This window comes from Nostoc sp. ATCC 53789, from assembly GCF_009873495.1.
GTDB lineage: Bacteria > Cyanobacteriota > Cyanobacteriia > Cyanobacteriales > Nostocaceae > Nostoc > Nostoc muscorum_A.
Genome location: NZ_CP046703.1, coordinates 5,175,441 through 5,199,763, shown reverse-complemented (window position 1 = coordinate 5,199,763; position 24,323 = coordinate 5,175,441). Strand labels below are relative to the sequence as shown.

The 24,323-nt window shown below is 40.5% G+C and carries 27 protein-coding genes and 1 pseudogene; 3 read left to right on the top strand and 25 right to left on the bottom strand.

What is annotated here, in order from left to right:
• Nucleotides 1-82: 82 nt before the first annotated feature.
• Both GJB62_RS21635 and GJB62_RS21630 read left to right on the top strand, forming a co-directional pair.
• The gene (locus GJB62_RS21635; protein ID WP_114082732.1) at nt 83-1,432 is read left to right on the top strand and encodes a sorbosone dehydrogenase family protein; all 1,350 of its coding nucleotides are present in this window, start codon (nt 83-85) and stop codon (nt 1,430-1,432) included.
• Nucleotides 1,433-1,552: 120 nt separating this feature from the next.
• Entirely contained in the window at nt 1,553-1,960 is a 408-nt protein-coding gene (locus tag GJB62_RS21630) for a phosphomannose isomerase type II C-terminal cupin domain (RefSeq protein WP_114082731.1), read from the top strand.
• Between the two features lie 118 nt (nt 1,961-2,078).
• Here GJB62_RS21630 and GJB62_RS21625 read toward each other — a convergent pair whose 3' ends face one another.
• The 12 genes from GJB62_RS21625 to dndC all read right to left on the bottom strand — a co-directional run bounded on the left by GJB62_RS21625 (nt 2,079) and on the right by dndC (nt 12,702).
• Nucleotides 2,079-2,837 carry a HEAT repeat domain-containing protein gene (locus GJB62_RS21625; protein WP_114082730.1) on the bottom strand — a complete coding sequence of 253 codons (759 nt, stop codon included), beginning with the start codon at nt 2,835-2,837 and terminating at the stop codon, nt 2,079-2,081.
• Nucleotides 2,838-3,005: 168 nt separating this feature from the next.
• Nucleotides 3,006-3,551 carry a GNAT family N-acetyltransferase gene (locus GJB62_RS21620; RefSeq protein ID WP_114082729.1) on the bottom strand — a complete coding sequence of 182 codons (546 nt, stop codon included), beginning with the start codon at nt 3,549-3,551 and terminating at the stop codon, nt 3,006-3,008.
• 17 nt (nt 3,552-3,568) lie between these two features.
• Complete coding sequence (locus tag GJB62_RS21615; RefSeq protein WP_114082728.1) at nt 3,569-3,760, bottom strand: hypothetical protein; 192 nt, start codon at nt 3,758-3,760, stop codon at nt 3,569-3,571.
• Nucleotides 3,761-3,948: 188 nt separating this feature from the next.
• Complete coding sequence (locus GJB62_RS21610; protein ID WP_114082727.1) at nt 3,949-4,350, bottom strand: ABC transporter permease; 402 nt, start codon at nt 4,348-4,350, stop codon at nt 3,949-3,951.
• Nucleotides 4,335-5,627 (bottom strand): AmpG family muropeptide MFS transporter, encoded by a 1,293-nt coding sequence (locus GJB62_RS21605; RefSeq protein ID WP_181852863.1) that lies wholly within the window; start codon nt 5,625-5,627, stop codon nt 4,335-4,337. Before GJB62_RS21605 ends, GJB62_RS21610 begins: the two co-directional genes overlap by 16 nt.
• A gap of 246 nt (nt 5,628-5,873) precedes the next feature.
• The gene (locus GJB62_RS21600) at nt 5,874-7,331 is read right to left on the bottom strand and encodes a DNA phosphorothioation-associated putative methyltransferase (protein WP_114082726.1); all 1,458 of its coding nucleotides are present in this window, start codon (nt 7,329-7,331) and stop codon (nt 5,874-5,876) included.
• Nucleotides 7,332-7,382: 51 nt separating this feature from the next.
• Nucleotides 7,383-7,769, bottom strand: coding sequence for a DNA sulfur modification protein DndE (gene dndE / locus GJB62_RS21595; protein ID WP_114082725.1), 387 nt, complete (start codon nt 7,767-7,769; stop codon nt 7,383-7,385).
• 30 nt (nt 7,770-7,799) lie between these two features.
• On the bottom strand, nt 7,800-8,147 hold the full coding sequence (locus GJB62_RS21590; RefSeq protein WP_114082724.1) for a type II toxin-antitoxin system PemK/MazF family toxin: 348 nt from the start codon (nt 8,145-8,147) through the stop codon (nt 7,800-7,802).
• The gene (locus GJB62_RS21585) at nt 8,144-8,395 is read right to left on the bottom strand and encodes a hypothetical protein (protein ID WP_114082723.1); all 252 of its coding nucleotides are present in this window, start codon (nt 8,393-8,395) and stop codon (nt 8,144-8,146) included. Before GJB62_RS21585 ends, GJB62_RS21590 begins: the two co-directional genes overlap by 4 nt.
• A 65-nt stretch (nt 8,396-8,460) precedes the next feature.
• Nucleotides 8,461-10,449 carry a DNA sulfur modification protein DndD gene (gene dndD, locus GJB62_RS21580; RefSeq protein WP_114082722.1) on the bottom strand — a complete coding sequence of 663 codons (1,989 nt, stop codon included), beginning with the start codon at nt 10,447-10,449 and terminating at the stop codon, nt 8,461-8,463.
• 104 nt (nt 10,450-10,553) lie between these two features.
• Nucleotides 10,554-10,967: an IS200/IS605 family transposase gene (gene tnpA / locus GJB62_RS21575; RefSeq protein WP_114082721.1), complete on the bottom strand. Its 414-nt coding sequence runs from the start codon at nt 10,965-10,967 to the stop codon at nt 10,554-10,556.
• Nucleotides 10,968-11,049: 82 nt separating this feature from the next.
• Nucleotides 11,050-12,702: a DNA phosphorothioation system sulfurtransferase DndC gene (gene dndC, locus GJB62_RS21570; RefSeq protein ID WP_114082720.1), complete on the bottom strand. Its 1,653-nt coding sequence runs from the start codon at nt 12,700-12,702 to the stop codon at nt 11,050-11,052.
• Between the two features lie 172 nt (nt 12,703-12,874).
• Here dndC and GJB62_RS21565 point away from each other — a divergent pair, with 172 nt between their 5' ends.
• Nucleotides 12,875-14,473, top strand: a complete 1,599-nt coding sequence (locus GJB62_RS21565; protein WP_114082719.1) for a DGQHR domain-containing protein — start codon at nt 12,875-12,877, stop codon at nt 14,471-14,473.
• On the opposite strand, the gene GJB62_RS38215 is transcribed toward GJB62_RS21565, so the two are convergent.
• The 13 genes and pseudogenes from GJB62_RS38215 to GJB62_RS21510 form a co-directional block, all read right to left on the bottom strand.
• A complete protein-coding gene (locus GJB62_RS38215) occupies nt 14,474-15,004 on the bottom strand; it encodes an HNH endonuclease (RefSeq protein ID WP_309472812.1) in 531 nt (176 codons plus the stop codon).
• A gap of 21 nt (nt 15,005-15,025) precedes the next feature.
• On the bottom strand, nt 15,026-15,370 hold the full coding sequence (locus GJB62_RS38210; RefSeq protein ID WP_309472811.1) for a hypothetical protein: 345 nt from the start codon (nt 15,368-15,370) through the stop codon (nt 15,026-15,028).
• 76 nt (nt 15,371-15,446) lie between these two features.
• Nucleotides 15,447-15,917, bottom strand: a complete 471-nt coding sequence (locus tag GJB62_RS21555) for a DNA phosphorothioation-associated protein 4 (RefSeq protein ID WP_114082718.1) — start codon at nt 15,915-15,917, stop codon at nt 15,447-15,449.
• Between the two features lie 262 nt (nt 15,918-16,179).
• Nucleotides 16,180-16,446 (bottom strand): type II toxin-antitoxin system RelE/ParE family toxin, encoded by a 267-nt coding sequence (locus GJB62_RS21545; protein ID WP_114082717.1) that lies wholly within the window; start codon nt 16,444-16,446, stop codon nt 16,180-16,182.
• Nucleotides 16,443-16,679 carry a hypothetical protein gene (locus GJB62_RS21540; protein ID WP_114082716.1) on the bottom strand — a complete coding sequence of 79 codons (237 nt, stop codon included), beginning with the start codon at nt 16,677-16,679 and terminating at the stop codon, nt 16,443-16,445. Before GJB62_RS21540 ends, GJB62_RS21545 begins: the two co-directional genes overlap by 4 nt.
• A 59-nt stretch (nt 16,680-16,738) precedes the next feature.
• On the bottom strand, nt 16,739-17,308 hold the full coding sequence (locus GJB62_RS21535) for a Uma2 family endonuclease (protein ID WP_114082715.1): 570 nt from the start codon (nt 17,306-17,308) through the stop codon (nt 16,739-16,741).
• A 65-nt stretch (nt 17,309-17,373) separates the two neighbouring features.
• Entirely contained in the window at nt 17,374-19,446 is a 2,073-nt protein-coding gene (locus GJB62_RS21530) for an AAA family ATPase (protein ID WP_114082714.1), read from the bottom strand.
• A complete protein-coding gene (locus GJB62_RS36735) occupies nt 19,443-19,616 on the bottom strand; it encodes a hypothetical protein (RefSeq protein ID WP_167755996.1) in 174 nt (57 codons plus the stop codon). Before GJB62_RS36735 ends, GJB62_RS21530 begins: the two co-directional genes overlap by 4 nt.
• Before the next feature lie 264 nt (nt 19,617-19,880).
• A pseudogene (locus GJB62_RS21525) lies at nt 19,881-21,200 on the bottom strand (IS66 family transposase); the annotation flags it as partial.
• Nucleotides 21,201-21,226: 26 nt separating this feature from the next.
• Nucleotides 21,227-21,955: a transposase gene (locus tag GJB62_RS37140; protein WP_209271445.1), complete on the bottom strand. Its 729-nt coding sequence runs from the start codon at nt 21,953-21,955 to the stop codon at nt 21,227-21,229.
• Nucleotides 21,952-22,440: a hypothetical protein gene (locus GJB62_RS37135; protein ID WP_209271446.1), complete on the bottom strand. Its 489-nt coding sequence runs from the start codon at nt 22,438-22,440 to the stop codon at nt 21,952-21,954. Before GJB62_RS37135 ends, GJB62_RS37140 begins: the two co-directional genes overlap by 4 nt.
• On the bottom strand, nt 22,437-22,679 hold the full coding sequence (locus GJB62_RS21515; protein WP_114084968.1) for a hypothetical protein: 243 nt from the start codon (nt 22,677-22,679) through the stop codon (nt 22,437-22,439). Before GJB62_RS21515 ends, GJB62_RS37135 begins: the two co-directional genes overlap by 4 nt.
• A gap of 146 nt (nt 22,680-22,825) precedes the next feature.
• The gene (locus GJB62_RS21510; RefSeq protein WP_114084972.1) at nt 22,826-24,301 is read right to left on the bottom strand and encodes a DNA phosphorothioation system restriction enzyme; all 1,476 of its coding nucleotides are present in this window, start codon (nt 24,299-24,301) and stop codon (nt 22,826-22,828) included.
• Nucleotides 24,302-24,323: the final 22 nt, after the last annotated feature.

Sequence of the window (24,323 nt, the reverse complement as noted above, 5' to 3'; positions counted from 1 at the left end):
AAGAAAAATCGGACTTTAGACTGGTGACAATTATTAAGTCTCAAGTCTAAAGTAAGAAAATTGTGTCATAGTGTCTACCGCCATGAAAGTCTCTGCGCGTTTCTTGCTGCCAGTTTTGTTACTAACCTTGACAGCAGCGTGTAACCAGACTCGCGCTTCATCAGATAATCCCACATCACAAGAATCTGTACCTTCTGCCCAACCGACACAGAATCCTACACAGCCAAAGCCAAAAAATATTGTTCGTACTGAAGCACTTTCGCCTACACCTATCCGTATCAATCTGAAGAATTTACCAGCACCCTTTGCAACAGAAAGTGCTTCCAAGCAGCCTGAAGTTGTGCCTATTCCGCAAAATCCAGTGCTGCGCGTACCACAAGGCTTTACAGTTAACGTTTTTGCCGAAGGTTTAGATGCCCCACGTTGGCTAGCTTTAACTCCCAATGGTGATGTTCTGGTGACTGAAACCGGGCAAAACAGAATTCGTTTGTTACGTGACAGCAACGGTGACGGCGTAGCCGATGTTCGAGAAACCTTTGCTAGTGGGGACAACGGACTCAATAGACCCTTTGGTATGGCTTTTGCAGATAATTCCTTTTTTCTGGGGAATACAGATGCTGTGGTGCGTTTTCCCTATACTCAAGGTCAAAACAAGATTACAGGTAAAGGGGAAAAAATCGCCGACTTGCCTGCTCAAGGTTATAACAATCATTGGACGCGCAATGTCGTTGTCTCACCCGATCGCAATAAATTATATGTCTCAGTTGGATCGGGAACTAATGTAGATGAGGAACCCCTACCACGGGCTTCGATACAGATAATGAATTTAGATGGTTCCCAGCAACAAACTTTCGCTTCCGGCTTGCGTAACCCTGTTGGTCTAGATTTTCATCCTGTAACTAAGGAACTTTACGCCAGTATTAACGAACGCGATGGAATCGGTGATGACTTGGTTCCAGACTATTTGACACGGGTTAAACAGGGGGCATTTTATGGCTGGCCTTATGCTTATCTGACACCAAACAACCTTGATCCGCGTCAAAAAACGGATGGCAAAAGTAAACGCCCCGAATTAGCAGCCCGTACTCAAACGCCAGATGTCCTATTCCAAGCGCATTCAGCAGCATTGGGTTTGCAGTTTTATGATGGGAAAACATTTCCAGAAAAATACCAAAACGGTGCTTTTGTTGCTTTTCGTGGTTCTTGGAACCGCGATCGCGGTACTGGTTATAAAATTGTATTTGTTCCCTTCGATGCTAAGGGGCGATCGCTTGGCTATTACGAAGATTTTCTCACAGGCTTTTTACTAAATCCTTCTGTACCAACCACTTGGGGACGACCTGTAGGTTTACTAGTGCTGCCAGATGGCAGTTTACTACTAACAGAAGAAGCTAATAATCGGATTTATCGGATTCAATATACGGGGGGATGAATAAATAATTCCCTAGAGTAAAGTTACAGCAGTTGTGACTGTATCTCCCTATCCAGGTTTATCCCGTTTACTGATAAATTACAGAAAAATACTAATACTTATCTGGTTGAGAAATTCATTATGACTCCCAACGAAAATAATACTCAGTCAAATACCAACGAATTGCCTCCACATTCAGGCACACGATACTGGGGTGAGGTGGAGGTGATCGAAGAGGGAGATACCTATAGAATTAGCCGTGTTGAAATCAAGCCCAGACACGGCATTAAACCACAAATTCATTACCACCGTAATGAGCATTGGGTTGTAGTTTCCGGTGTAGCTAAGGTTACTTGTGGCGATGCGGAAATATTACTGAATCGAAACGAATCAACTTATGTTCCCGCAGCAACCCTACATAAGGTAGAAAATCCTGGACATATCCCGCTAGTTATTCTGGAAATTCAAAATGGTGAGTATTTGGGCGAAGATGATACTGAGCGCCCTTATGACTTAAATTTGGTCAAATCTGTAGCTGAAGGACAGTAAGGAATGGGGGAGCAGGGGACAAGGGGGCATGGGGACAAGGGGGCAAGGGGACAAGGGGACAAGGGGACAAAAGAAAACTCCTAACTCCTAACTCAGCACTCAGAATTGTTTTGCCCAATCAAAACCATCCTTCTTGTTCCAAGGTTTCAATCAGCTGTAAGCCACGTGGATCACCCACTCCTAACAGTGAAGCTTTCGCATCTTCTCGGACTCCCAAATCTTGATCCTCGGCAAAGGCTTGAATTAGAGCATCGATTGCTGTGGCATAAACTACATTAGAAGGTAGTTCGCGGCACAGTTGACCAATTGCCCAAGCACAGTTACTCCGCACTGCTGCCACAGGATCTTTGACTAAGGCTTCAATTAATGGTGGAATTGCCCCAATAACTGCTTCATAACCAACCTCTGCCATCTGTGCTAAGGCGCTAGCAGCCCACAAACGCACTGCGGAAATGTCAGTTCTTAAGGCATCTGCTAGGGGCGGTAAAGAACGGCGATCGCGACAGTTTCCTAAAGCCCAAACAACGCCTTTACGCACGTAGCCATTCCAATCACTGTTTAGTTGAGCAATTAATGGAGCCACTGCTTCTGAACTGGGATTGCGTCCGAGAGCATAAGATGCGCTGACCCGGACTAAGGGACAAATATCAGTTAACAGGCGAATCAGATGGGGGGTAGCACGCGCATCTTCTATATCACAAAAAGCACGCGCCGCTAGCATTCTTTGCTGGGGCTGGGGATTTTCCAGGAGGGCTAGCATTACTTCAGGATCGGGCTTCACCACAACTGAATCGTCAGTTAATGGCTCTATTTTATCTAGGGGGCTTTCTAGTTCCTCCTCAATATCGAGTAGGCTTAGATCGTCTTCGTCATACATAATTTCATTTCAATCCCGAAAAGGGATTAACACATAATCCCCCGTGCCAATAAGTTAAAACTTTATAAGTTGCGTAATTATACACTTTCTTTTCCCCTCGTCGAATTTTATCCAAACGAGAACCGCCACATACTCAAACACTAAAGTATATTACGGCTATCCTCTATTTTATTTTTCTGCACTCAGGAATTTTACCATCCACAGGGATTGGGTTTGATAACCTAACTGATTGTAAAGATTTAATGCGGGTTTGTTTGATTGAAACACTTGTAATCCAATCTGGCGATCGCCTCTTTGAATAGCCCAATTTTCTACATATTGCATCAAGGCTGTACCAACACCTTGCCGCCGATGTTCTGGTACAACGTAGAGGATAAAGATGTGAGCATGACGATTACCCTGCACTTGATCTATGGCATTGCCCACCCAAAGGCAAGCAATGGGGAATTGGGAATTGGGAATTGGGAATTGACTATAATTATTCTCCTTGTCCCCTTGTCCCCTTGTCCCCTTGTCCCCCTGCTCCCCATCCTCTTCTACCCACCACAAAGGCGTATCACTAGAAAAGTATTGCTTAACCGTTTGCTCTAGGTGAGAAAAATCCTCATTGGGAAAGAGATCCTGGTAAGTTCGGTGCATGAACTTAAGCAGTAGCGATCGCTCCAATAAGGAACCACGGCGAATAATATACCCCGGTAGTAGTTGCTCAGACACTTCTGGCGTTTATTGAGTTAACTAGCTGAGTTTTGGATTGCTGGTGGCAAATTAGCGGGAGTGGGTTGAGAACTTACCCCAACCTCTTCAATTGGTGCGGGTGCTGCCATATCAGAGGGTAAAAATATGCGGGCGCTAACTGCGACTAGGGCAAAGACAAATACCAAAACTACAAGCAGTGGAGCGATGTATTGACGAAAAATAGCCATATTTTAATTACAAAGAGGGCTAGGAACTCTTACGAGAACTTAGCTGAAGATTTATGAAGTATTCTTTATTTTAGCAATTTTCTGTATATGGAAATGGGGAATGGGGAATTGGGAATTGAGTATAATTATTCTCCTTGTCCCCTTGTCCCCTTGTCCCCCTGCTCCCTGCTCCTGCTCCCGCAGCACTATTAGCTGCGTTCTAAGTCATCAAGCACTCTTTCGCAATACCAATTTTCCGGCATCCCAGGATAAGTTTCCTTTGCCTGTTCAATTAACCGTTCGGCTGCGGCAGTGTCACCAGATAATTTAGCGATCAGTCTGTTTTTTAGATAGCTATCAGATACACCATCGTCTACCTGGTTTGGTATTCCTTGATTTATAGTTGATGGTCGGGACTGATCTCTTCGTAACTGCCAAAATAAAACGTAATAAAGTGTCCCAAAAATTAAAATTAGGCTGAGTGTTCCGAAAAAAGTTAAGAGGTTAAATGCTAGAAATCCTAGAACTAACTGCGAGAGAACATAGCCAAGTAATAAACCAGTAAGTAAGAGGATGAATGTACCGACAGCAATAACTACTTGATTCCCCATATATCCTCTTCTTCGTCCTCAAGTCCTGGTCTGGATACTGCCACTGGCTGAGGGTTCCAGGGGGCAAATACTGGTAATAGCAGTAGTCCTGGTACGGCGGCGGCGATGGTAATTAAGAAAAATACAGGCCAACCCGTACTTTGAGCGATCGCGCCTCCAGGGGCCGACAGAATATCGCGGCTGACAGCCATTAAGCTGGATAACAAAGCATATTGGGTTGCGGAAAACCTCTGGTTACAAAGACTCATCAAAAAGGCAACAAAGGCTGCTGTCCCCAATCCACCACAAAATTGTTCTACGTTGATGGCAAGTACCATAGCTTGGTAGTTTTTACCGATGTATGCTAGAAAAAAGTAAGCTAAATTACTTACTGCTTGTAGAATACCAAAAACCCAAAGCGATCGATTGATGCCAATAGCACTCAAAATTGAACCACCTGCTAAAGCACCTACAATCGTGGCAATTAACCCCATCCCCACTTGAATTGCCCCAATGTCGGTTTTGGTAAAACCAGTTTGCAGCAAAAAAGGCGTGGTCATATTGCTCAACAAAGCATCACCTAGCTTGTATAAGGTAATGAATGCAAGCATTAGAATTGCTTTGATAATCCCTTGACGCTGAAAAAATTCCCCAAAGGGCAAGATGACAGCATCAACCAGAGAAGCTGGAGGGCTAATTTCCTTGGGTTCCGGTGCGAACAAGGTGGCGAAAATACCAATTACCATCGTCCCTGCCATAAACAAGTAAACCGATGACCAAGGTAGTTTGTCAGCAAGTATCAAGGCTAAAGCACCTGCGACTAACAGGGCAATTCGATAACCTAAGATAAAAACTGCTGCACCAGCACCCATTTCTAGCTTTTCTAAAACGTCGGTACGGTAGGCATCAACGGCAATATCTTGAGTTGCACTGATAAAGGCAATGACTATGGCGTTGATTGCTAGTAGTTGTAATGCTTGTTTGGGTTGTTGGAAAGCCATGAATGCGATCGCTACAATCAAAGCAATCTGCGTCAAAATTAACCAACCCCGTCGTCGTCCCAAAATTGGTAAGGTGAACCTGTCTACCAATGGCGACCACAAAAATTTTAAGGAATAAGGCAAACTCGCAAGGCTAAACCAACCAATAGCGGCTAAATCTACCTTCTCTACGGTCATCCAAGCCTTTAAGGTATTACCGATTAACAATAACGGTAAACCCGATGAAAAACCTAAAAATAATAAAGCCGCCATCTTGCGACTACCGAAAACTCCCAGTAGCGATTTAATTTTCCTCATAGGTTCAATTTTTTGCCTCTTTTGAGGAAATATCAATAAAATCCAACGAGGAAATGTAAACGTATATCATGTAATTAGTACCTATAAAGGTTTGAATTATCGAAGCGGCAGCAGTTCCTTATTAATCCCGATCGGGTATTGAAACCTGCCATAGCTGCTGTATGATTTCCTGCAAACATGACAAACTACCAAGATTTACTTGGGTTAAATACAAATTCAGGATAACCTTATAGTGTCAGCGTTTTATTAACTTTCTTGAATTGGATAAACCTGATGCCCCCTGATTTCTACTCTGTGTGTGGCAAGGCATTTTTCCCAACCTTCACGCGTACCAATGTCGCTTTTTTGGTTAAGCAGCCCTAATTCCTGTTCTTGTTGGGTGAGTTTAGCAAATTCTTCGTAGCGTGGATAGTTACTGGTAACAAATGTTTCCTTGCGGTGCAAAATCGGCGGATTTGCCCTGGTTTCGTAGTCTCGGTGAGTGACGAAGAGGGTTTTTAAATCAATACCTATGCTGGCTTTTAACGCTGGATGGGGGTCAGTGTCGAATTCGGGGTAAGACAGATAGGATATTTGCGGCTTATCAGTGTGATATTTAATCAACGTGGCTTCATCGATCCGGCCAATGGTACGGCTAGCACAACCTTCACAAATTCGTAGTATGGGGTCAAGCGCTGCTAATGCAGAAACATGGACGTAAAGCGCACCACGCGTATGTTTACCAATTTTGCTTTTTTCGCAAGCAGTTTGAATCACTCCAGGTTTACCTAAGCTGAAAAGCTTTTGGTCGGCTACTTGACAAGCTTCTTCATAACTACTAAAAAAGGCTTTGATATCGTGACGCATTTCTGGGGCTAGTTTTTGCCATGCCGGACGTTTATCAAAGTGGGTGAGGGCGAGATAAACTTGGATATCCAGAGAACGACGATAAGCGATCGCATCCCATTCAGCCTCATCAGTAGCTTGCAAAACTACACCAAAGGCGCGGCGAAAGTTACCAAATTCGCTGAGTAATTCCTGTTCATTTTCCAATTCGCCTTTTACAGGTAATCTACCGCGTTTAGTAAAGAAAGCCATGAGTGGTTGCAGCTGTTCTTGATAGTCTTCAAACCGCTTGATGGGGATACGGACTCGCGGTGTAGAGGTCGCAGAAAAGAAGCGGATAGCCTTGTAACTTTCTTTTTCAGCTTCATCTCGAAAAACAAAGTATACGCCTAGTGCGATCGGTACTGCATCGACATTTAGGACTTCATCAATATAAGTTTTGAGTTCTTGTTGTTCGTAATATTTCTGAAAAGTATTGCGGCGCGTCACAATGCCATCATTGTAAGCAAGTTGGGTTTTGCTGGGAGCGTTAATCAGTATTTGAGCCGCGACAATTAAAACTTTCCCGGTGAGTTCCCAAGCTTGGATCAGGCTTTGACGGCGTTCCTCTGAATCTTCAATGACGTTGAGGACATAACCCAAGTTGACCACATCGGCAGGAGTGCGTGGGACATCAGGATAGTAGTAAGGGTCCCAACCTGCACTGGTGTAGCCTAAGTTTTTTACTCGCTGCACATCACCACCGTAGCCGCAGCCGTAGTCAAAAAAAGTGGTGTCTTGATTGAGGATTGAGCCTTCTATAGCCAATCGTACAGGGCGAGATATATCAATGCGAGCGATCGCAGCTCTATGACGCTCAATTTCTAGCGCTTCAGGCATAATATTAATTGTCAGTTAACGGTGAACAGTTAACAGTCAACTAATATCCTTTCAATTTTTAACCGCTAGTTCAATTAAATCTTCAATTTTCTTGATATTTGGATCGCCTGCTAAGTAGCCAATACCGCGATGCAAATGTAAGCGGAATTGGATAGCAAGGGTTTCTTTATCGGTGGGATAACCGTCATTATGACAGCGTTGCTTGAGGGCGAGAAGGAGTATATCGGACATTTCGCCGCCAAAGACGCGCCAACTCATTTCGACGTTGCTATCCTGGGGGATTGGGACGGGGGAGGGTGTCGTTGCTTCTGCCAGAGAACGACAAAAGGCCCAACGGCATAGGATATTCCATTGGTCGATTTTGGTGCTGCGCTTCAGTTTGGTAAGTTGGTCTTTGGCTGTTTGAGAGAGTTTTATTCTTTCAATAGGTGATTCCATTATCTTCCTAAAAATTGAGGTAATTTTCGTTCATAAACCCAAACAGTAGCGAACCGCAGTTTCAACTTCAAGCATCTTGGAGTCAGAAAGTTTGCCAGATGGATCAGCAGGAAAGCGATTTGGATCTAAAGAACGAATTTGAAAAGACAAGAATACTGTTTCTATAAGCAATCCACTGTCACCTGGCGAGACTCGTATATTAGTTGGATAATCACGCTTAATATTTGTTCCTTTCGTACCGACAACTACAGTCACAACCAAAGGTAATTGATTGATAGCCTCTATAGATAAAACTAAAACTGGTCTTGTTCCTGCCTGTTCTCGACCCAGAACTGGATTAAGATTGACAAAATAAATTTGTCCTCTCTCGATGCTCACAGCTTTTCTAACCCATCCATTTCTGTAATACTAAATTCATTATTAAGAGTGGTAATTTCTGTTTGTATATCTAAATCACTAGCCATTGCAACTAGTTGTTCATTCATATATTTAACATCAGTGAATTTATTTACTATTTGCTTTCTTTCTTGCACTTGTTTTGCGATCCGTTCTAATAACCATTCTAATTCTTCTAATGACAGAACACGTAGATCATTCTCTATTTTTAATACATGGGTTGAGTTCATAATTGCTTATCTACTTTCCAAAGGTCGTGATATATATTGTAAATATCTTTTTTAGACGATATCTACTACCAAAAATATTGATTTTCTACCACTGTTGTTTGACGAGTGGAAGAGTCGTATTTGAGGAGATATTCGCGGGCGATCGCTTCGTTTTCTCGCAATGTTTCTACTTCTTTCTTGCCAATCTCAGTATCCGTAGATAACAAAATTACTTGATGGCTGGCGGATGGAAAGTAACGTTCAACTAAGTTGCTGCGGTGAGAGGAGTCTAGTCTACCTAGTGGCGTATCAATTGCTACTGGTAGGCGGTGTCCAGAGACTTTGGCTAAACCCCAGAGGAATGCGATCGCAAGTAGTTGTTTTTCGCCTGCTGATAAACGATGTTTAGGAACAGGTTTACCATTTAAATCGTAAAGCAAAAGGCTAAAAGTCTTAGTATCAATAGTGATACGATGCACTAAGTCTGATTTATGGAGAAGATAAAGGAAGCAATTTTTAACTTCTTCTTCTAATTTATTGAGTTTTCGCAGAGTTAATTTTTCCCGAAAAATCTTGAGTGTATTTTGAACTTTAGCCGCAGAGGTAATAATATGTTCGCTATTTTTATGCTTAATATTTTCTACAGTATAATCACTTAATTCTCTTTTTGACTTAGCAATAATAGTTTCTAATTCAGCTAAACGGCGGCGAATTGTTTCGTAATTTGCTTTAGCTTCAACAACTTGATTTTGCGCCGCTTCTAGTGCTTGACGCAGCTTTGTATAATCTTCTGGTGCTGCTGCTGTTTGCACTTGCCTTTCTAGAGTATGAATTTCTTCTTCTTTATTTTTGAGAACAGCTAATTTTTCTTTTGCAGAAAGTTTAGAGTTTTGTAAGTGATATATGAGATTATCTATCTGGCTTAAAGTTTCATCATCAGCTAATAACCAAGGTGCTTCTGTCTGGATAGTCTTTGCATATAAACTATCTACATCTTGGATTAAAAATGATTGGATTTTTTCAACTTCTATCGGAGAAATTTCTACTTGATTTAGCCAAGTAAGTAAGCGCTGATCTCGCTCAATTAACAAATCTTTAGAAATCTGTACCTGTTGATGGCGAAATTCTTTTTCTCCCTGTGCTTGCGCCTGAGTAAGCAAATTGGGAATTAATGCCAGAGGTAAGACATCAGCCGCTAATTCACACATCGACTGACGTACTTGTTCGATCTCCGCAGTTTTTGTATGCTGTTGTAGTTCTAGTTGATTGCGTTCGGCTGCAATCTTCCCACCTTCAGAAATGAATTTATCAAAGGCTTCTTGCTGCTTTTGTTCTAATTCTTCTACCTGATTTTTGAGAATTTCTACTTTCTCTTCTGTTGTTTGATAATCTTCTTGCTGTTGGGTTAATCTAGTTTCAATTTCCTCTAGGTTAGCTAAATCCTTACTATTACCAACTTCTTTAAGTTTACGGTTAACTAAAATATCTAAATCAACTGCTAAACGATCTGCTAACTCTAAACCTAAAAGTCCGCGTATTGCGTCTACTACAACTGGTGGTGGTGTTTCCTGTTCTGCAAGTTCTTTAACTTGTTCACCATCAAAGAGAAATAAGTTAGAAATCCCTAATGGCAAAAGATTTTCAATATATTCATCCCAGATATTAACTAAAGCATCAGGCCAGGTATCACTGTCGCCTAAAATACCTAATGTATCTTTACCGTCTTTAGGATTTTTTGTCCAACTACGCACAACGCGGTATTTTATTGGTTTATCATTTTCAATATGTTCAAAAAGCAACTCAATTCGGGTGTCTGCAACTGGATCTATTTTATTGTTAACGCATTGATTGAGAAAATCGCTATAACTTAAATTACCACGGGTAGAACATTGAGCGCGGGGGCCATAAAGGGCGAGACGAATGGCATCCATAAGGGTAGTTTTTCCGCCGCCATTCATCCCACCTAATAGGATGATTGGGCGTGAGTTCTCCTCATCAATTTTTGGGTTAAGATTGATTACCTGTTTGCCACTGTAGGGGCCAAAGTTTTGTAGAACGAGTTCAAGAAATATCATTGATTTTTAAGATTATTAAATAGCGGAGTTTATAAGCGAATGGAATTCGCGGCTACACAGGCAAAGTCCACCTGCGTGGACTAAATTCATACATAATTTTTGGTTTATTTTGGAGTTAGTTCCCAGGTGGGAATAAGTGATTTTTGGCTATGGTGGGTAGCTTGGTTTCTGATGTAATTGGCTATATTATCAATAGCATCGTGACTCACTGTAAAAGCTCCATAGCTACCTTGCCATTTAAAAAACTCACCTGGCTTGATTTCGTGGGTAATGAAATGGGAAGAACTTCCCTTAATTTGTTTAACTAATTCAGAGATACTGATGGTTGGCGAAAAACCCGTTAGCAGATGGACATGATCTTCAATACCACCAATAGCAATTACGGTACACTTTAACTGTTCACATTCCCGAATAATTGCCCCGAAAACTTCCTTCTGAATATCAGGTGTAATTATGGGCAATCTATCCCAAGTCGCCCAAACATAATGCACATACAATTGCGTAAAACTTGATCTCATTTTCTTTAACCCACGAAGGTGGGTTTCGTCTGTGTAGCCGCGATTTCCAATCGCCCGGTATTTGCCCGGTATTATATTATTCTTATTCTTCTGAATCTTTCTTTTTAAATTTCATACTTGCCCAAGTTACTTCTTCATCGCTGTCACCTTCATCGACTTCATTGATTGCTGGAACATCGCCCAAAGTCATCTGCTTGACTTTTGCAACATCACCTTGACTAACTGCTTCGCTTAATTCGCGTTTCAAACGAGCATTTTTAATCGCATCTTCTGGAGAACGGGAACTCGTATTAAAACATTTTTCTAGAGTTTCGTATATTCCTACGCGACGAGTCTTTTTGCGATACTGGCGTTCTGTGTCTAATAATTTCGCCATGAGTTCCAAGTGCATCGCGTCACCTTCACAGATTTCTTCTAATACTATCCATTCATCACGACCTAGTAGGCTATAGTCTGCACCAGGACGGGGGTCTTGAAATTCTTCGCCTGTCACTTCTTGATAAATCCGGGGTAAGCTATCATCAAATTCGTGTTTTTCTTCTAGCCAAATGCGACGAATTTCGCTCATTTCTTCGAGAGTAATTAGGGTGATATCGCGCATATTTTCTGGCGCTGTACGACGGATTTTTGTTTGCGCTTCTAATAATCGTCTTAGCCAATGTTCCCGCCAATATTTGGTATAGGGGCCATGAATTGGTTCAATAGAAGTTTCACCATCTACATGACGTTCAAAAAGTTGGACTTCTCCCCAGATGCGACGGAAGTCTCTTTTATCGCGGTCATCTCTATTATCTAATTCATTGCGAATATCTAATAGAGGCTGCATCCATTCTTTTTCTTCATCATTTTGAATCATTGCCTCCATTGATTTATCTTTACTAACAATTGTGCAAACCCAGCAACCAAATCGAGAATCACCACAGCTAGCAGTAGAAGTATCAACAACTAAAGGACATTCATTATCTGCTGTAGCACCTCGATACATGGTGAACAAGTCTTTATTGCTATATTCCCAAGGATTTTGCCACTGATTTAGGTAAATCCAAACTTCATCAGTACGCCAATCTTCAATAGGACTATAAATTAAAGAATTAGGTAAGCTTGCACTATGGTAAAGCAAAGATGTAGGTGAACTTATCTCAGAAACGAGGCGGTCTTTTAGGCTACCTGCTTGATGTTTTTCCATTGAGATAGCACGCTTGATACTTTCAGCCTTGCGCGTACCTAAAACAAGAATAACTTCCCCATTTACTCTAACTACATCACGGATAAAGTGATTAGAAGGATGAATTTTCAGACGGTCTGTACACCAACGAAATTTTCCTCGTGGCGTTGGATAACCTTTACCAATCAAGCTTACCCAGAATGTCTCTTTGATTTCTGGGTGTAATAAATGGGGTTCAATGGGCATTTTCTGTTCTTGAGCAGCAACTTTCATCCTTTCTAAGGATTTGCGTACCCAAACAGAGACTACAGGGTTTTCTACTAGTGTGTCAGTTGTAATAACATGAATAATCTTTTTTCGCTTTTCAACTGGTAGTGCTGCGATCGCATTCCAGATAAGCTGTAAGGTAGCAGTACTATCTTTGCCGCCCGAATAGCCCACCACCCAAGGTATCTCATCCAAACAATACAATTCTTGAATTTCAATGGTGAGAGCTTGGATGTAGTCCACTAACTCTGCTACAGTACGTGTTTGCTGGTTTTTATTTTCTGCTTGTTGTGCTGTAGTCATTTCTCCTTCTCTCTGGAAACACTGGCGTAATATCCGGGCGAATAGAATTCGCGGCTATACATACAAAACCCACCTCCGTGGGTTGAAGAAAAGTTTTTAAAAACTTTACTACTAATATCCAAAATTTTGGATAATTAAACGACATAATCCTATTCTGTTTTTAAAATTTAACATGAAAGATAGTGCATCTGACCCAACGGCTGACATCGCTAGAGAGTACCTGGAACGAGAAAACAAGGAAAAACAGGTACTAGCTTTACTCCTGGAGAAGTTTTTAGGGAGAAAAGATCAGATTCTCGTTCAAAAAACCGAGATGGGTGGTACTGAGGCTTATGTTAGTTCTGTTACCTTGGAATGGTTTGCAGGTCGGGTTCACTTCGCCTCTGGCTTACCTCTGTTTCAAAAAAAGTATAATCCTGAGACTGATAATGTCGAAATTGATGCGGATAGTATTGATGAAATTCAGCAGCGTCCCCTAGATTGGTCACGTCAAGCACCGCTAGTGCAGTATTTAGCAGCTCGACAAAATCACAAGTTTCCGCCAGTGCTAGTAGTAATTAATCAACCGTGGGTGGATAATCCCAAAGCTGCTGAGTGGGATAACGAAGGACGCGCCACAAAGTCTACTACTGATTTTATACCCTTAGATAAAGACGCTAAAGTAGGTCTGCTAAATATTTCTGAGGATGATGTGACTATTTATGCACTAGATGGTCAACACCGATTAATGGGGGTACAGGGGTTGATGGAGTTAATTAAAACTCGCAAACTCCAGCGCTATAAAAAAGATAAAGGTGCTGATGACAGTTTTATTACAGTCAATGATTTGATAGAAAAGTACCAAGTAGACCTTGCTTACTTGCAAAATTTACCCAAGGAAAAAATTGGGATTGAGTTCATCTGTGCGGTAGCGCCTGGGGAAACTCGCACCGAGGCGAGGCGGAGGGTGAGATCGATTTTTGTTCATGTCAATCTGATGGCTGCACCCTTGACTAAAGGTCAGCTAACACAGTTGAATGAAGATGATGGTTTTGCGATCGTTGCTAGAAAAATTGCAGTTACACATCCACTATTAGAACAACGACAAGAGCGCAATCCCCGTGTTAATTGGAATAGTGCAACAGTGGCTTCTAATTCTACAGTTTTGACCACTTTGCAAGCTCTTCAAGATATGTCTGAGCGATATTTGGCTCAAAAGTTCCCTCACTGGAAACCTTTGGAGAAAGGTCTAATTCCCATGCGTCCAGAGGATGAAGAACTTGAGCAGGGAATTGAGGAATTTAAAAAGCTATTTGATTCTTTGGCTAGTCTTTCTAGTTATAAGATTTTAGAACATGAGGATACACCAGCTTTACGGCGCTTCAGCTTTGAGAAAGATGGAGGTGAAGGAAATATGCTTTTCCGTCCAGTTGCTCAAGTTGCATTAGCGCAAGCTTTGGGAATTTTGGTTTTTAAAAAAGGTTTTTCCCTGGCAGATATTTTTAAGAAACTGCGGAAGTTTGACCAGCAAGGTGGTTTTAGTGGTATGGAATATCCTCAATCTCTCTGGTATGGGGTTTTGTATGACCCAAATAAAAAGCGGGTGCAGGTTGCTGGACGAGATTTAGCGGCGAAATTATTGGTTTACATTCTGGGTGGAATTCAGGAACAGATGGAACGTGCTGAACTTCGTAAGGCTTTGGCGGATGCTAGGACTGTGGAAGATAAAACTATAGGTTTTGATGGTAAGTTTGTTGAACCGAAAGCAGTAGGACTTCCACCTATCCTGTAATTATGCTTGAAATATATTTTGGCGATGCCATTGCAGCGCTTCCAGTTCTGGAAAGTGTTGCTCTTTATTTGGTAGAAGTATTGTTTCACCATGAAAATCTTTTATAGGTTTAGCATGGGGAGATACTTCTTCCAAATTATTGCTAACTATGATTTTGTATTGCTCATCTACAGCAAACCAACCCCTATCAAATGCCCAATGATGATTTTTGCAAAGAGCAATTCCATTATGAATTTTATTATTATAAAACTGTGAAAATGGCTTGATGTGTGCGCCATCCACAATATTTTGATTTATTTTTTTAGTTACTTTTAGCCCACAAAAGGCACATCTGTAGTCATATATACGAATAATTGCTGTCCTAAAAAAAGCATTTCTAATAACTGCCCGTTTCAAGCTCAACCTTGGATTAGTGTCTAAATTTCCCCTTTCAATTAATTTTTCTATCTCTACCGCGTCATCCTGAAAGGTTTGATTTATTTGTAAAATAGACTCTATATCATTTTCATTATCAGAAAAGAAAGCTGCCACAAGTGCATCAATTAGTTCTTTTCAGCAAAATTCATCTTGTAAAAAGTTAAATAATTGACTGTCTAGATATGCGTATTCAACAGCCTCCTTTAGTTTATTAATTGTTTTTGGTTGTAACCCATTAAATTCAGGCTTAAATTTCAAGTACCAAAAGCCTTCATTTTGCAGATGAAAGAAAGGATAGTGTAAACCACCTTTGTAAGATGGAGAACCGATTACATTCCAATACCTCTCAAATGTTTGAACTAATTCGTCTGAAACTGGAATCTCATTAGTAGTAATGACACCTCGCGTAATTAAATCAATTACAGATAAAAGTAATATTGGTTTATATTGAGCATTACCACGCTTCCGGCTACTACTCACATTTAATTCTGCAAATCGTTGACAATAATATACTATATTTTTCATATTTAATAAGTTAATTAGGTAAACGAAAAAATTAAGTTAAGAATTTACTGAGATCAAATTCTTCTTCTAGCTGTTCTTTTGTTCCTTTTTCAGAAATCAGAACTAATAAAAGTCGCTCTGAGTAGTCAACAGAACCGCGCAACTCGTTTTGTAAAATTTCTAGTCCTGCGTTAGCATACTCTTCAAATATTTGAGTACGTTTATCTTCATCTTGTTCTTCTCTAGATGAAAGTATGTTGATATCTTTAGTTTCAGTGATTCCTAATAATTTAATGATTAGGTCATAACCCAATGAAGCAAAATTTTCTTGTGGAATTGGAGATGGTTCTCTTTTTGTAGTTTCCCCCAAAGGAACACGCTTTTTATTTTTAACGCCCAATGCTGCTGCAAACACCATAACTTCTACATAAGTTTGAAAAGGCCCAGTTGTGTCTTTTGATGCGACTAGAGATTTCACCAACTCAGCCTTATCTTTAGCAACCCTGATTCTATTTGCAGCCATTGTTTTAATATCTACATTGTTGCTATTTTAACCGAAAGTTGGAAGTGATAGTAACTATTAAAGCATTATTTTATACTAGTATGTAGGCGATCGCTAAACAAACAAATTATCCACTAACATAGTCCATCGTGGCATTGAGGGTTCAGCCTCCACCACCTCACCACGGCGATAAACGGTTCTTCAGGATTACTAGCACGATCTAATCCTACCAAAATTAGCGTAGCTTGCCGCCGTAGGCATCGCACCGATATTCCCTACTCCGCTAACTTTCATCTTTATAAATCTCGCTACGATGTTTTACTTTAATTACAGTCACTATCAAAACATCATCATCTATTTCATAAACAACTCGATAATCTCCTACTCGAATACGATATGAATTATCATCACCTTGTAATTTTTTTACCCCGTTTGGACGCGGTTCTATTGCCAAGTCATTGATTTTAGTTTGTATGCGCTGTTGTACGTCTATAGGTAGTTTCCTAAACTGCTTTTTCGCACCCCTTGAAAATTTAACTTCGTAACTCACGCAACATCCTTGTTTATTTCGTTTCTTATTTCGTTTTGAATTTCATCCCAAGACACAGTGCCATTAATGCGTATATCTTCCCTAGCTTCCTTAATATCTTTTAAGTCTTCTTCATCATCTACATTATCGATTCTTTTTAATAGTGCGTGAATTTCAACTAAAGTACTGTCATAAGCTTGATGTAGCAGTACGTTGATATCTTTAATTAACTGTTCTCTTTCGTGTGCTGTCATTTTTAATCATCCGAATATAGTTTTACTTTTTCTGCCACCATCTGTAGTTTCCCCTAAACTCAGGTTGGAAACTGAACATTCTCATAAACCAAAGAAATAGGAAAGTGAAAATCAACACTAGTTAAATGAACTTCATCCCCTTCTTCATAAGGATGTAACTCCCAGAGTCCTCTATCATTTAACCGGAAGCAATCTAAACCAATTTTTTCAGCATCGATGAGGACATATTCTTGCAAAGTCTGAATGCGACGATACCGCGTAAATTTTGTACCTCGGTCGTAAGCTTCCGTACTTGGGGAAAGAACTTCAACAATTAAACAAGGATATTGGAGAAACTGAATAGCTTGTTTATCGCGTTCATCGCAACTCACCACAACATCGGGATAATGAAAAGGCCCCTTCTCAGATACACCTACTTTCGCATCCGCCATAAAGGGAAGACACTCACTCCCTCTTAGATGAGTTTTTAACGCTGAAGCTAAGTTTAAAGCAATAGTTGTATGGGGAAGAGTACCCCCAGTCATGGCGAAAACTTCACCATCAATATATTCATATTTAATTTCTTGGTGTTCTTCCCATTCCAGGTATTCTTGGGGAGACATATAATTTCCATCTGGACTCGCAACCATAACCTTATTCCTCTCTTTTTCTCAAATGTAACCAAGAAAAAACCTTTGCGCCTCTGGGTGAGTAATTACCCATTCCGTTCAACTGCGATAATTTCCGTATATTCAAACTCATTCGGACTTTGTTTCACCAAAGGATATCTTTCTTCACCCAACTCAATATAATCTTGTTCGCAATCAGGCTTAGAAGAATAATACGTAAGCACATATTCTCTACCAATTCTGTCTGTCATTTCCGTTTCAACTTCACCCCGCCACTGAGTTTTAGTTACTAAAACTATCAACTGATTCGCTAATTGGGGAATTGTCTTCGCAATGTGTCGCCGCGAATTCTCATCCAAACTACCAAAGGGTGAATCCATGACAATTGGGAAAGTGCTACTATCGGGAATCATCATCATTTTTCTCTTCTCACTCCATTCCCGTACTTTGTCAATAATGCTGGCAATAAAGGATAAACTGAGAATTTGATTCTCACCGGTAGATGCTGCAACTGGTGCTTCTATACCTGTAGTATTTTCTACTAATGTCAGTTCATATTTATCGCTAATTTTAGGAATATATGGAGTCACAGAAATCTCCATAAATATTTCTTGTACTCGCTTTTCTAGTTGCAGGCGAAATTGTTGTTCTTGACGATTTCTAACTTCTGTCAACCGTTCGATTGCATCTTGAGTAGCGTTAATTCGTCGCTGTGCTAAAGTTTGCTTGTCTTCATTCAGCTTTTGCTTGGCAATTTGTTTATTTAAACCTTCAATTTCAGTTGTGAGTTGAGCAATTTGCTGCTGATTTGCACCTTGTTCTCTATTTAATTCATCAATTTTACTTTCAATTTCATCTAAGCGTTTTTGTAAACTGCTAATTTCTTCATTAGCGTCTTTTCGCAACCTTTCTTGAATATTGTCTAAATCCCCTTCAATTTGAGATATGCTTTGCCTTAACTGATTAATTCTACTTTGTTCTCTATCAACTTCTTCCCAAAATCCTATAGCTTGCTTATCAATTTCGTCTACTTGTGCTATCATCCGAATTGCAGTTTCTTCTACCGCCGAAGAACCGGCTTTATTTAACCACGTACTCACATGAGTATGAGAATGATTACCCTCGTGTAATTCTGCACCACAAATACAGCGCTGAGAATTGAGTAAATCATTTACAAATTCCCGCGAAATTCCTGATGTTAACTCGCCGCGCTGCTTCAAATCATTGATAATTCCTCGGAACTGGGATGTAGTTTCTGAAAGTAAAACTGTATAACCACGCGCGGAAATAACTTTTTTTAGCGCTTCTTTGGTTTTTTTATATTCTTCTTGATTTGCCGCTTTCTGCGATTCTAAATCCTGCCATCTTTCTTGTAATTCCTTAGCAGCACTCAGTTCTCGCAAACGGTTGCTTGTCTCTTTTTTAAAAGTTTGTTGATATTCTAACTCTTCTTTAATTTCCGTTTGCCGTTTGGTAATGCGTTCGCGTTCGCGTTCTATCTTTTCTTGCTGTCGTAATAGTTGTTTGGTTTCAGAATCACCAATAGCTTTTAACTCATTTTCTAGAGTTTTTTTAGCATCTCCCAAATGTCTGATGGAACGGTTGATTACTTCCACACCCAAGAAAATTTTTGTAGCTTCGGCAATTTCAGCTTTTTTATCAGAACGGACTATTTCTTCAATTCGTTCGCCGTCAAAGAAAAAATATTGATGTAAAGTAGCGGGTAAAATTTGATTAATTATATCGTCTGGTTGCTGAGTTGGTATATTCCATTTGCCATCATCTGCACCAACCCACATGGTTAATTGAGTTTTGCCAGCATCAAAATCACTTTCGTTTTTGTAACCCCGACAGGCGCGTTTAACTCGATAGCGTTTACCTTCATGTTCCCAGCCAATCTCTACCCAACATTCTACAGCTTGACCTTTTTGAGCTTCTGCGATCGCACGCTTATTAACTAACTGTTCTATCGACGCAAATGCTGCACTAAATTTTTCATATAATACCCAAGTAAAGGCATTTAGTAAACTGGTTTTTCCAGAGCCATTATTACCATGAATAATCGTCGTGTTCTCAACATCTCCACCAGCGAGGAGCATCTCTGGTGTCGTACCATAAAAGGAGCGAAAGTTGCATAGCTTGATTGAAGTCAGCTTCATCGCACCTCTTCCTTAATAATGTCCAAAATATTATCATTTATATGGCTGTTAATCTTCTTATCTAGCCTGCCTTTTTCTAGCTTCCATACCCGCTCAATAATTCGCCGTACCTCCGGCGGAGCGCTGTTTATTGGCTCTTGCACATCATCGATATTCGCCTCTTGTGACATCTTGGGTATTGGAAATATAGTTTTTCTATATTTTAACTTTCTCTACTGCTGTATTTACCTCCGTAAAGCCACTGTTAGCATTATCTTTAATTTTGCAAAAACTATTTTTTCAAATTTATAATTTTATTTGAAAAAAGACTTTATTATTGAATTGTCTTCTGGTATTGTTAATATTAAAAATCTAGATCATAATGTGATGTAAGTGAAATTTTTAAAGCCGCTTACATCCCATTATGATCTAACTCATAACGTAAGGATTCAGGTCTAAACGAGAGGAATTAAAGAAGGGGTCTGCACAGAAGAGTTAACCATCGCTTTGATAGCTTGGTCAAAAAACTCAATTACAGAGCGTCCTTGACGGCGACAAGTTTGTATAACAGTCAATAAATTAGCAGTATCTTGGAATCGCTTCATAGAACGAGAACCACCACTGACTTTTCGTTTTGTGACTGCTAAACGTAATGTTCGTTCTGCTAAATTATTATCAGGGGGTATGTCCGGGTGGTCTAAGAAATACCACCATTGATGAGCTTTATTACGTAAGGAGCGTAAAAGTTTACCAGCTTCTCCTCCAGCTTTATCAATCCATGAATGAATGGAAGATTCAACTTTTATTTTAAACTCGGATGCCCAACTCCAGAACTCATCAATGTTTTTAGTTTGTTGGAAGAGAGCATAGTTTTTAAAACCTTCATCTATCAGGCTGACAAATGCTGACCCAATCTCTTTGTTATTCAAGCCAGGAATTAAGATGAGTTTCTTGAAGTGACGGCGTAAATGCGCCTGACATTTCTGTTGGGCTTTCACCGGATAACCGTTATAAGCACTAAAGTCATCAGAACTGAGTACACCAGAGTAACTTGAACCCAAAATTGCCTCTAATTCGGCGCGAGAACGAGTATCAGCCGCATGAAATAAAGCGAAATCGGTATTGGCAAAAATCCATAACCATTCTTTTACCCCTTTGATTACCCAAGGTGTTTCATCCGAATGGATATTCGGCTGGGTTTGTTTTATCCACTCTTTAAGGTTGTCAATACTTTGAGCTACGGCACCATCTATTCGTTCATTTGTGGCTACTAAAGTCCCGACTCCAATTTCTATTTCACCCAGTTCCCACAACAATTCTTGTTGTTTCTCGTATGGTAAATGCCCGTAATTATTTATCCATCCCAAGAAAGCTTGCAGTCTGATTCCTATATCTTGTCCCGGTACTATTTCTGGCGACCAGTCTGCTGTTTGTTTTGACCCACACTCGCTGCAAATACAGGTATGTCTTTGATATTCTACGATTTCGATAGGTCTTTCTACCAACTGTGCTACTTGCTGGGTTTCTATTTTTATTGGTTCGTTACTGAATTCCTTTTGACCACAACAAAAACACACTTGCGGTCTTAATATCTCAAACCTATCTACTCTCCCAAAACCCTTTCTCGTTTTTCCCCGATGTCCTGGCTGTCCTCCTGGTTTCCGTTTTGGCGTTTCACTCTCCCCTGCTTCATCTTCAAGTTTTTTCTCGGTTTTTTTGAGGATGTCTGCCGACGGTGGTTTTGATGATGTTGTGCTGTCTAAGTCTCTACTAAGGGACTTGCAATAAAATAAGATACCAATCAAACTGGGACAATCGTGATATCCCATTTGGGTAATGTTTCAGAACGTTGCCAGAAAGGTTGATATTGTTCTAACTCTTGTGAAAGAACCTTAATTCCTTTTTCATAGGTGGTTTCAACCAGATGTACAATGGGTGCAATACCTTTCCAAGTCATATTAGAAGCCCAATGTAGTGCGGTTTCAACAGAATCTAAAATCGCGCCATTCCAATAGTTTTCTAAAGTAGCCCAACACCGTTCTATCGGATTGTACTTGCTATGGTAGGGAGGATAGTAAATCAGTCGGATTCTTAAATTAATCGCATCAGACAGTTCAACCATGCGTTTGATAAATTGTGTGCGGTCACTGCGAGTCGCCGCACCGCCATCGAGATCAATCACCCATTCATCAAGCTCAAGGTAATTGTGTTGATTCTCATGCCACCAAGCGGTTAAACAATCGACAATAAAATCACTAGTTTCAGCCGACTGACCGAAGTAAATTGATAGCTGCTGGCTGTGTGTGTTGAGAATACCAAATGGAACTAAGACTTCTTGCCACTGTGTATCGTGGTCATCAGCGGCTTTTGCCTCCAGTGTCCGGGCTTTACCACCTCTAGAAAGGTTCCCAATCTTCACTTTGGCTTTAGTATCAATAGACACTCTCAACGATTTGTGATTCTCATCTGATGCCTGATTCTCCCGGAACACATTCTCAAATATGGCATCTGTTTGGGGAATCTTTTTCAAGGGCTTGGTTTTTTGTGTTTTTTTAGGCGATACCCCAAGCCATTAAGAATCGTCCCTAGGGTTTGGCGAGACGGTAATTCGCTCTGGTCGTATCCCTTTTCACCTAACAATGCCTCTCTTACTGCTCTGGCACTAATGCGCGCATACAGAAAAGTTGATTGAAATTTTGGGTCGGTTTGAGCTTTAGCATCTACCAATGAACGAATATCCGATTCTAAATTGGGCAGAATCTCAATACTCTTGTGTCTTCCTCTTGCCTGATAGTTATCTACACAGACTATCCCCGTCCGCCGTTCATCCAAGCCAAGTTGTACACTCTGGCGATTCCACCCCAACACTGTTTCTGCTTTGCGGGCTGAACTATCGAAGTAATCTTCGGTGACTTTTGCCATGAAGTCTCTTTTGCGACTGCCAGTTAGTTTTTTGGCTGCATCTTTAAAGGTAGATTTGATGGTGTCAGTCAGCATGACTTGAGGGATTTTCATTCTAGAGATTTAGTGGGGGTTAGTAGATCCGCGCTTCCTAAATATTCTAGAATGGCTGGTACTTTATTTTTTCGCAAGTCCCTAACTTTGAGTTTCTCTATTACAGATTCTAGTTCTATTACTCTGGATTTTAGCTGTTCTATAGCTTTTGCCTGCTCCATAAGCATCTCTACCAGTTGCTCTTTCTCCAACTGTTTTAGGGTTTCAGTGTCTAGTTTTAGTGGCAGGTTTTTTTCCATAATTGCTATATTCTGCTTCCCCTACCACACTTGTCAATACCCCAGCACCTGAATCCTTACCTCATAACTTTATTATTTCATATTTAATGCTTCTTTTTTCAAAACTCGAAAAATTTTACAAAATAATACAACTATATAGTTCATCATCAAATATCTAATAAACCATAGCGCTTTTGCAAATCAAGTAACTTCATTCTTGCAACGCCTGCATTATCAGCTAAATCAGCAAACTCTACAAAGCGACGCAATTCCTTTTTCAATAAATTGCGCTCAACTTCGATAGTTTCTCGATCTAAATCTGGTGGCAAAACAATCATGTCAAATATAGTGGCCCGTTCTTTACCAGGATGAGGGCGTAAAACTCGCCCCCTTCGCTGAATAAACTGGCGCGGATTACCAGAACTTGATAAAATCACCGCAGTTTGAATTGCTGGAATATCAACACCTTCATCTAAACAACGAATTGCGACTAAACCCTGCAACTCACCGCTTTCAAATTGATGCCGTAAAATTTCTCGTTCTTGTAAAGTTGTTTGGGCTGTATAGGTACTTACCTTGTACCCTAAATCTACTCCGAGAATTTTAGCAACAGCTTTGAGTTGGCGTAGAGATGAACGTTGTCCTGCATCTTGGGAACCATCACTACAATAAAAAAGTGTGTGAGTAGTTTCGCGGCGAGTGATCATTAAATCTCGCAAAGCATTTAATTTATTTTCCGCCGCCCCAATTAATCTTGCTCTTTGCATCAATAACGGCTTTAAATCTTCATTATCTTCAAATCCCACTTCGCCATTTTCTCGTCCTCTATATAGTAGCGATCGCCCAATTCTTTTAGTTAACTTTAAATAGGCAATACTTTCTGCTTCAGTTAGCTCTACTAGCACCGGATAATACAGATAATGTACCAAAGCACCTTGAGCGATCGCATCCCTCAAGGTAAACTCTGGCTGGAGAACTGGGCCAAAATAATCAAATAGAGATTGCGTCCCAAAATCATCAAAATATCTCTCTGGTGTGGCAGACAAAGCCAGTCTCAACCCCACACTGCGCGGTAAACTTTCTTCTAACTTGGGTGCGCCTAAATTATGCGCCTCATCCCCAATAATTAAAGTTTTCGCGGGAAAATATTTGAGTTGAGACTGAAAACCATCTCCAATTAAAGTGGAGTTCGTAGTAATTACCGTGACAAATCGTTGAGAACCAGAACGCAGATTATAAATTTGGGTAGAAAGTTGACTTTGCCAAGTGCGTAAATTCTCAAAAGCTAAGATGGGTTGCAAATTAAATTTTTCACATTCTCGCGCCCATTGGGTGACGAGATGGCGGTAGGGACATACCACCACCAGAACTTGTAAATTAATCTGCTGATATAATTCACAAGCGATCGCTAATGCAGTAATGGTTTTACCACTACCAGTAGCCATTTTCAGCGTCCCTCTGCCATTGTTGGTAAACCAGCTAGCGATCGCTTGGTGCTGATATTGCCGCAATTGCAGAGACGGAGGCATTCTTGGGCATCCTGGTAATGGTTGCGTGTAATAACTGCCCTTACTTTCCCTTGCAAACGGTAATTTCAACCGGAAAGTGGGCAGTTGCTGCACTGGATTTTTCGTCAGGTACATATTCATTTAGTCATTGGTCATT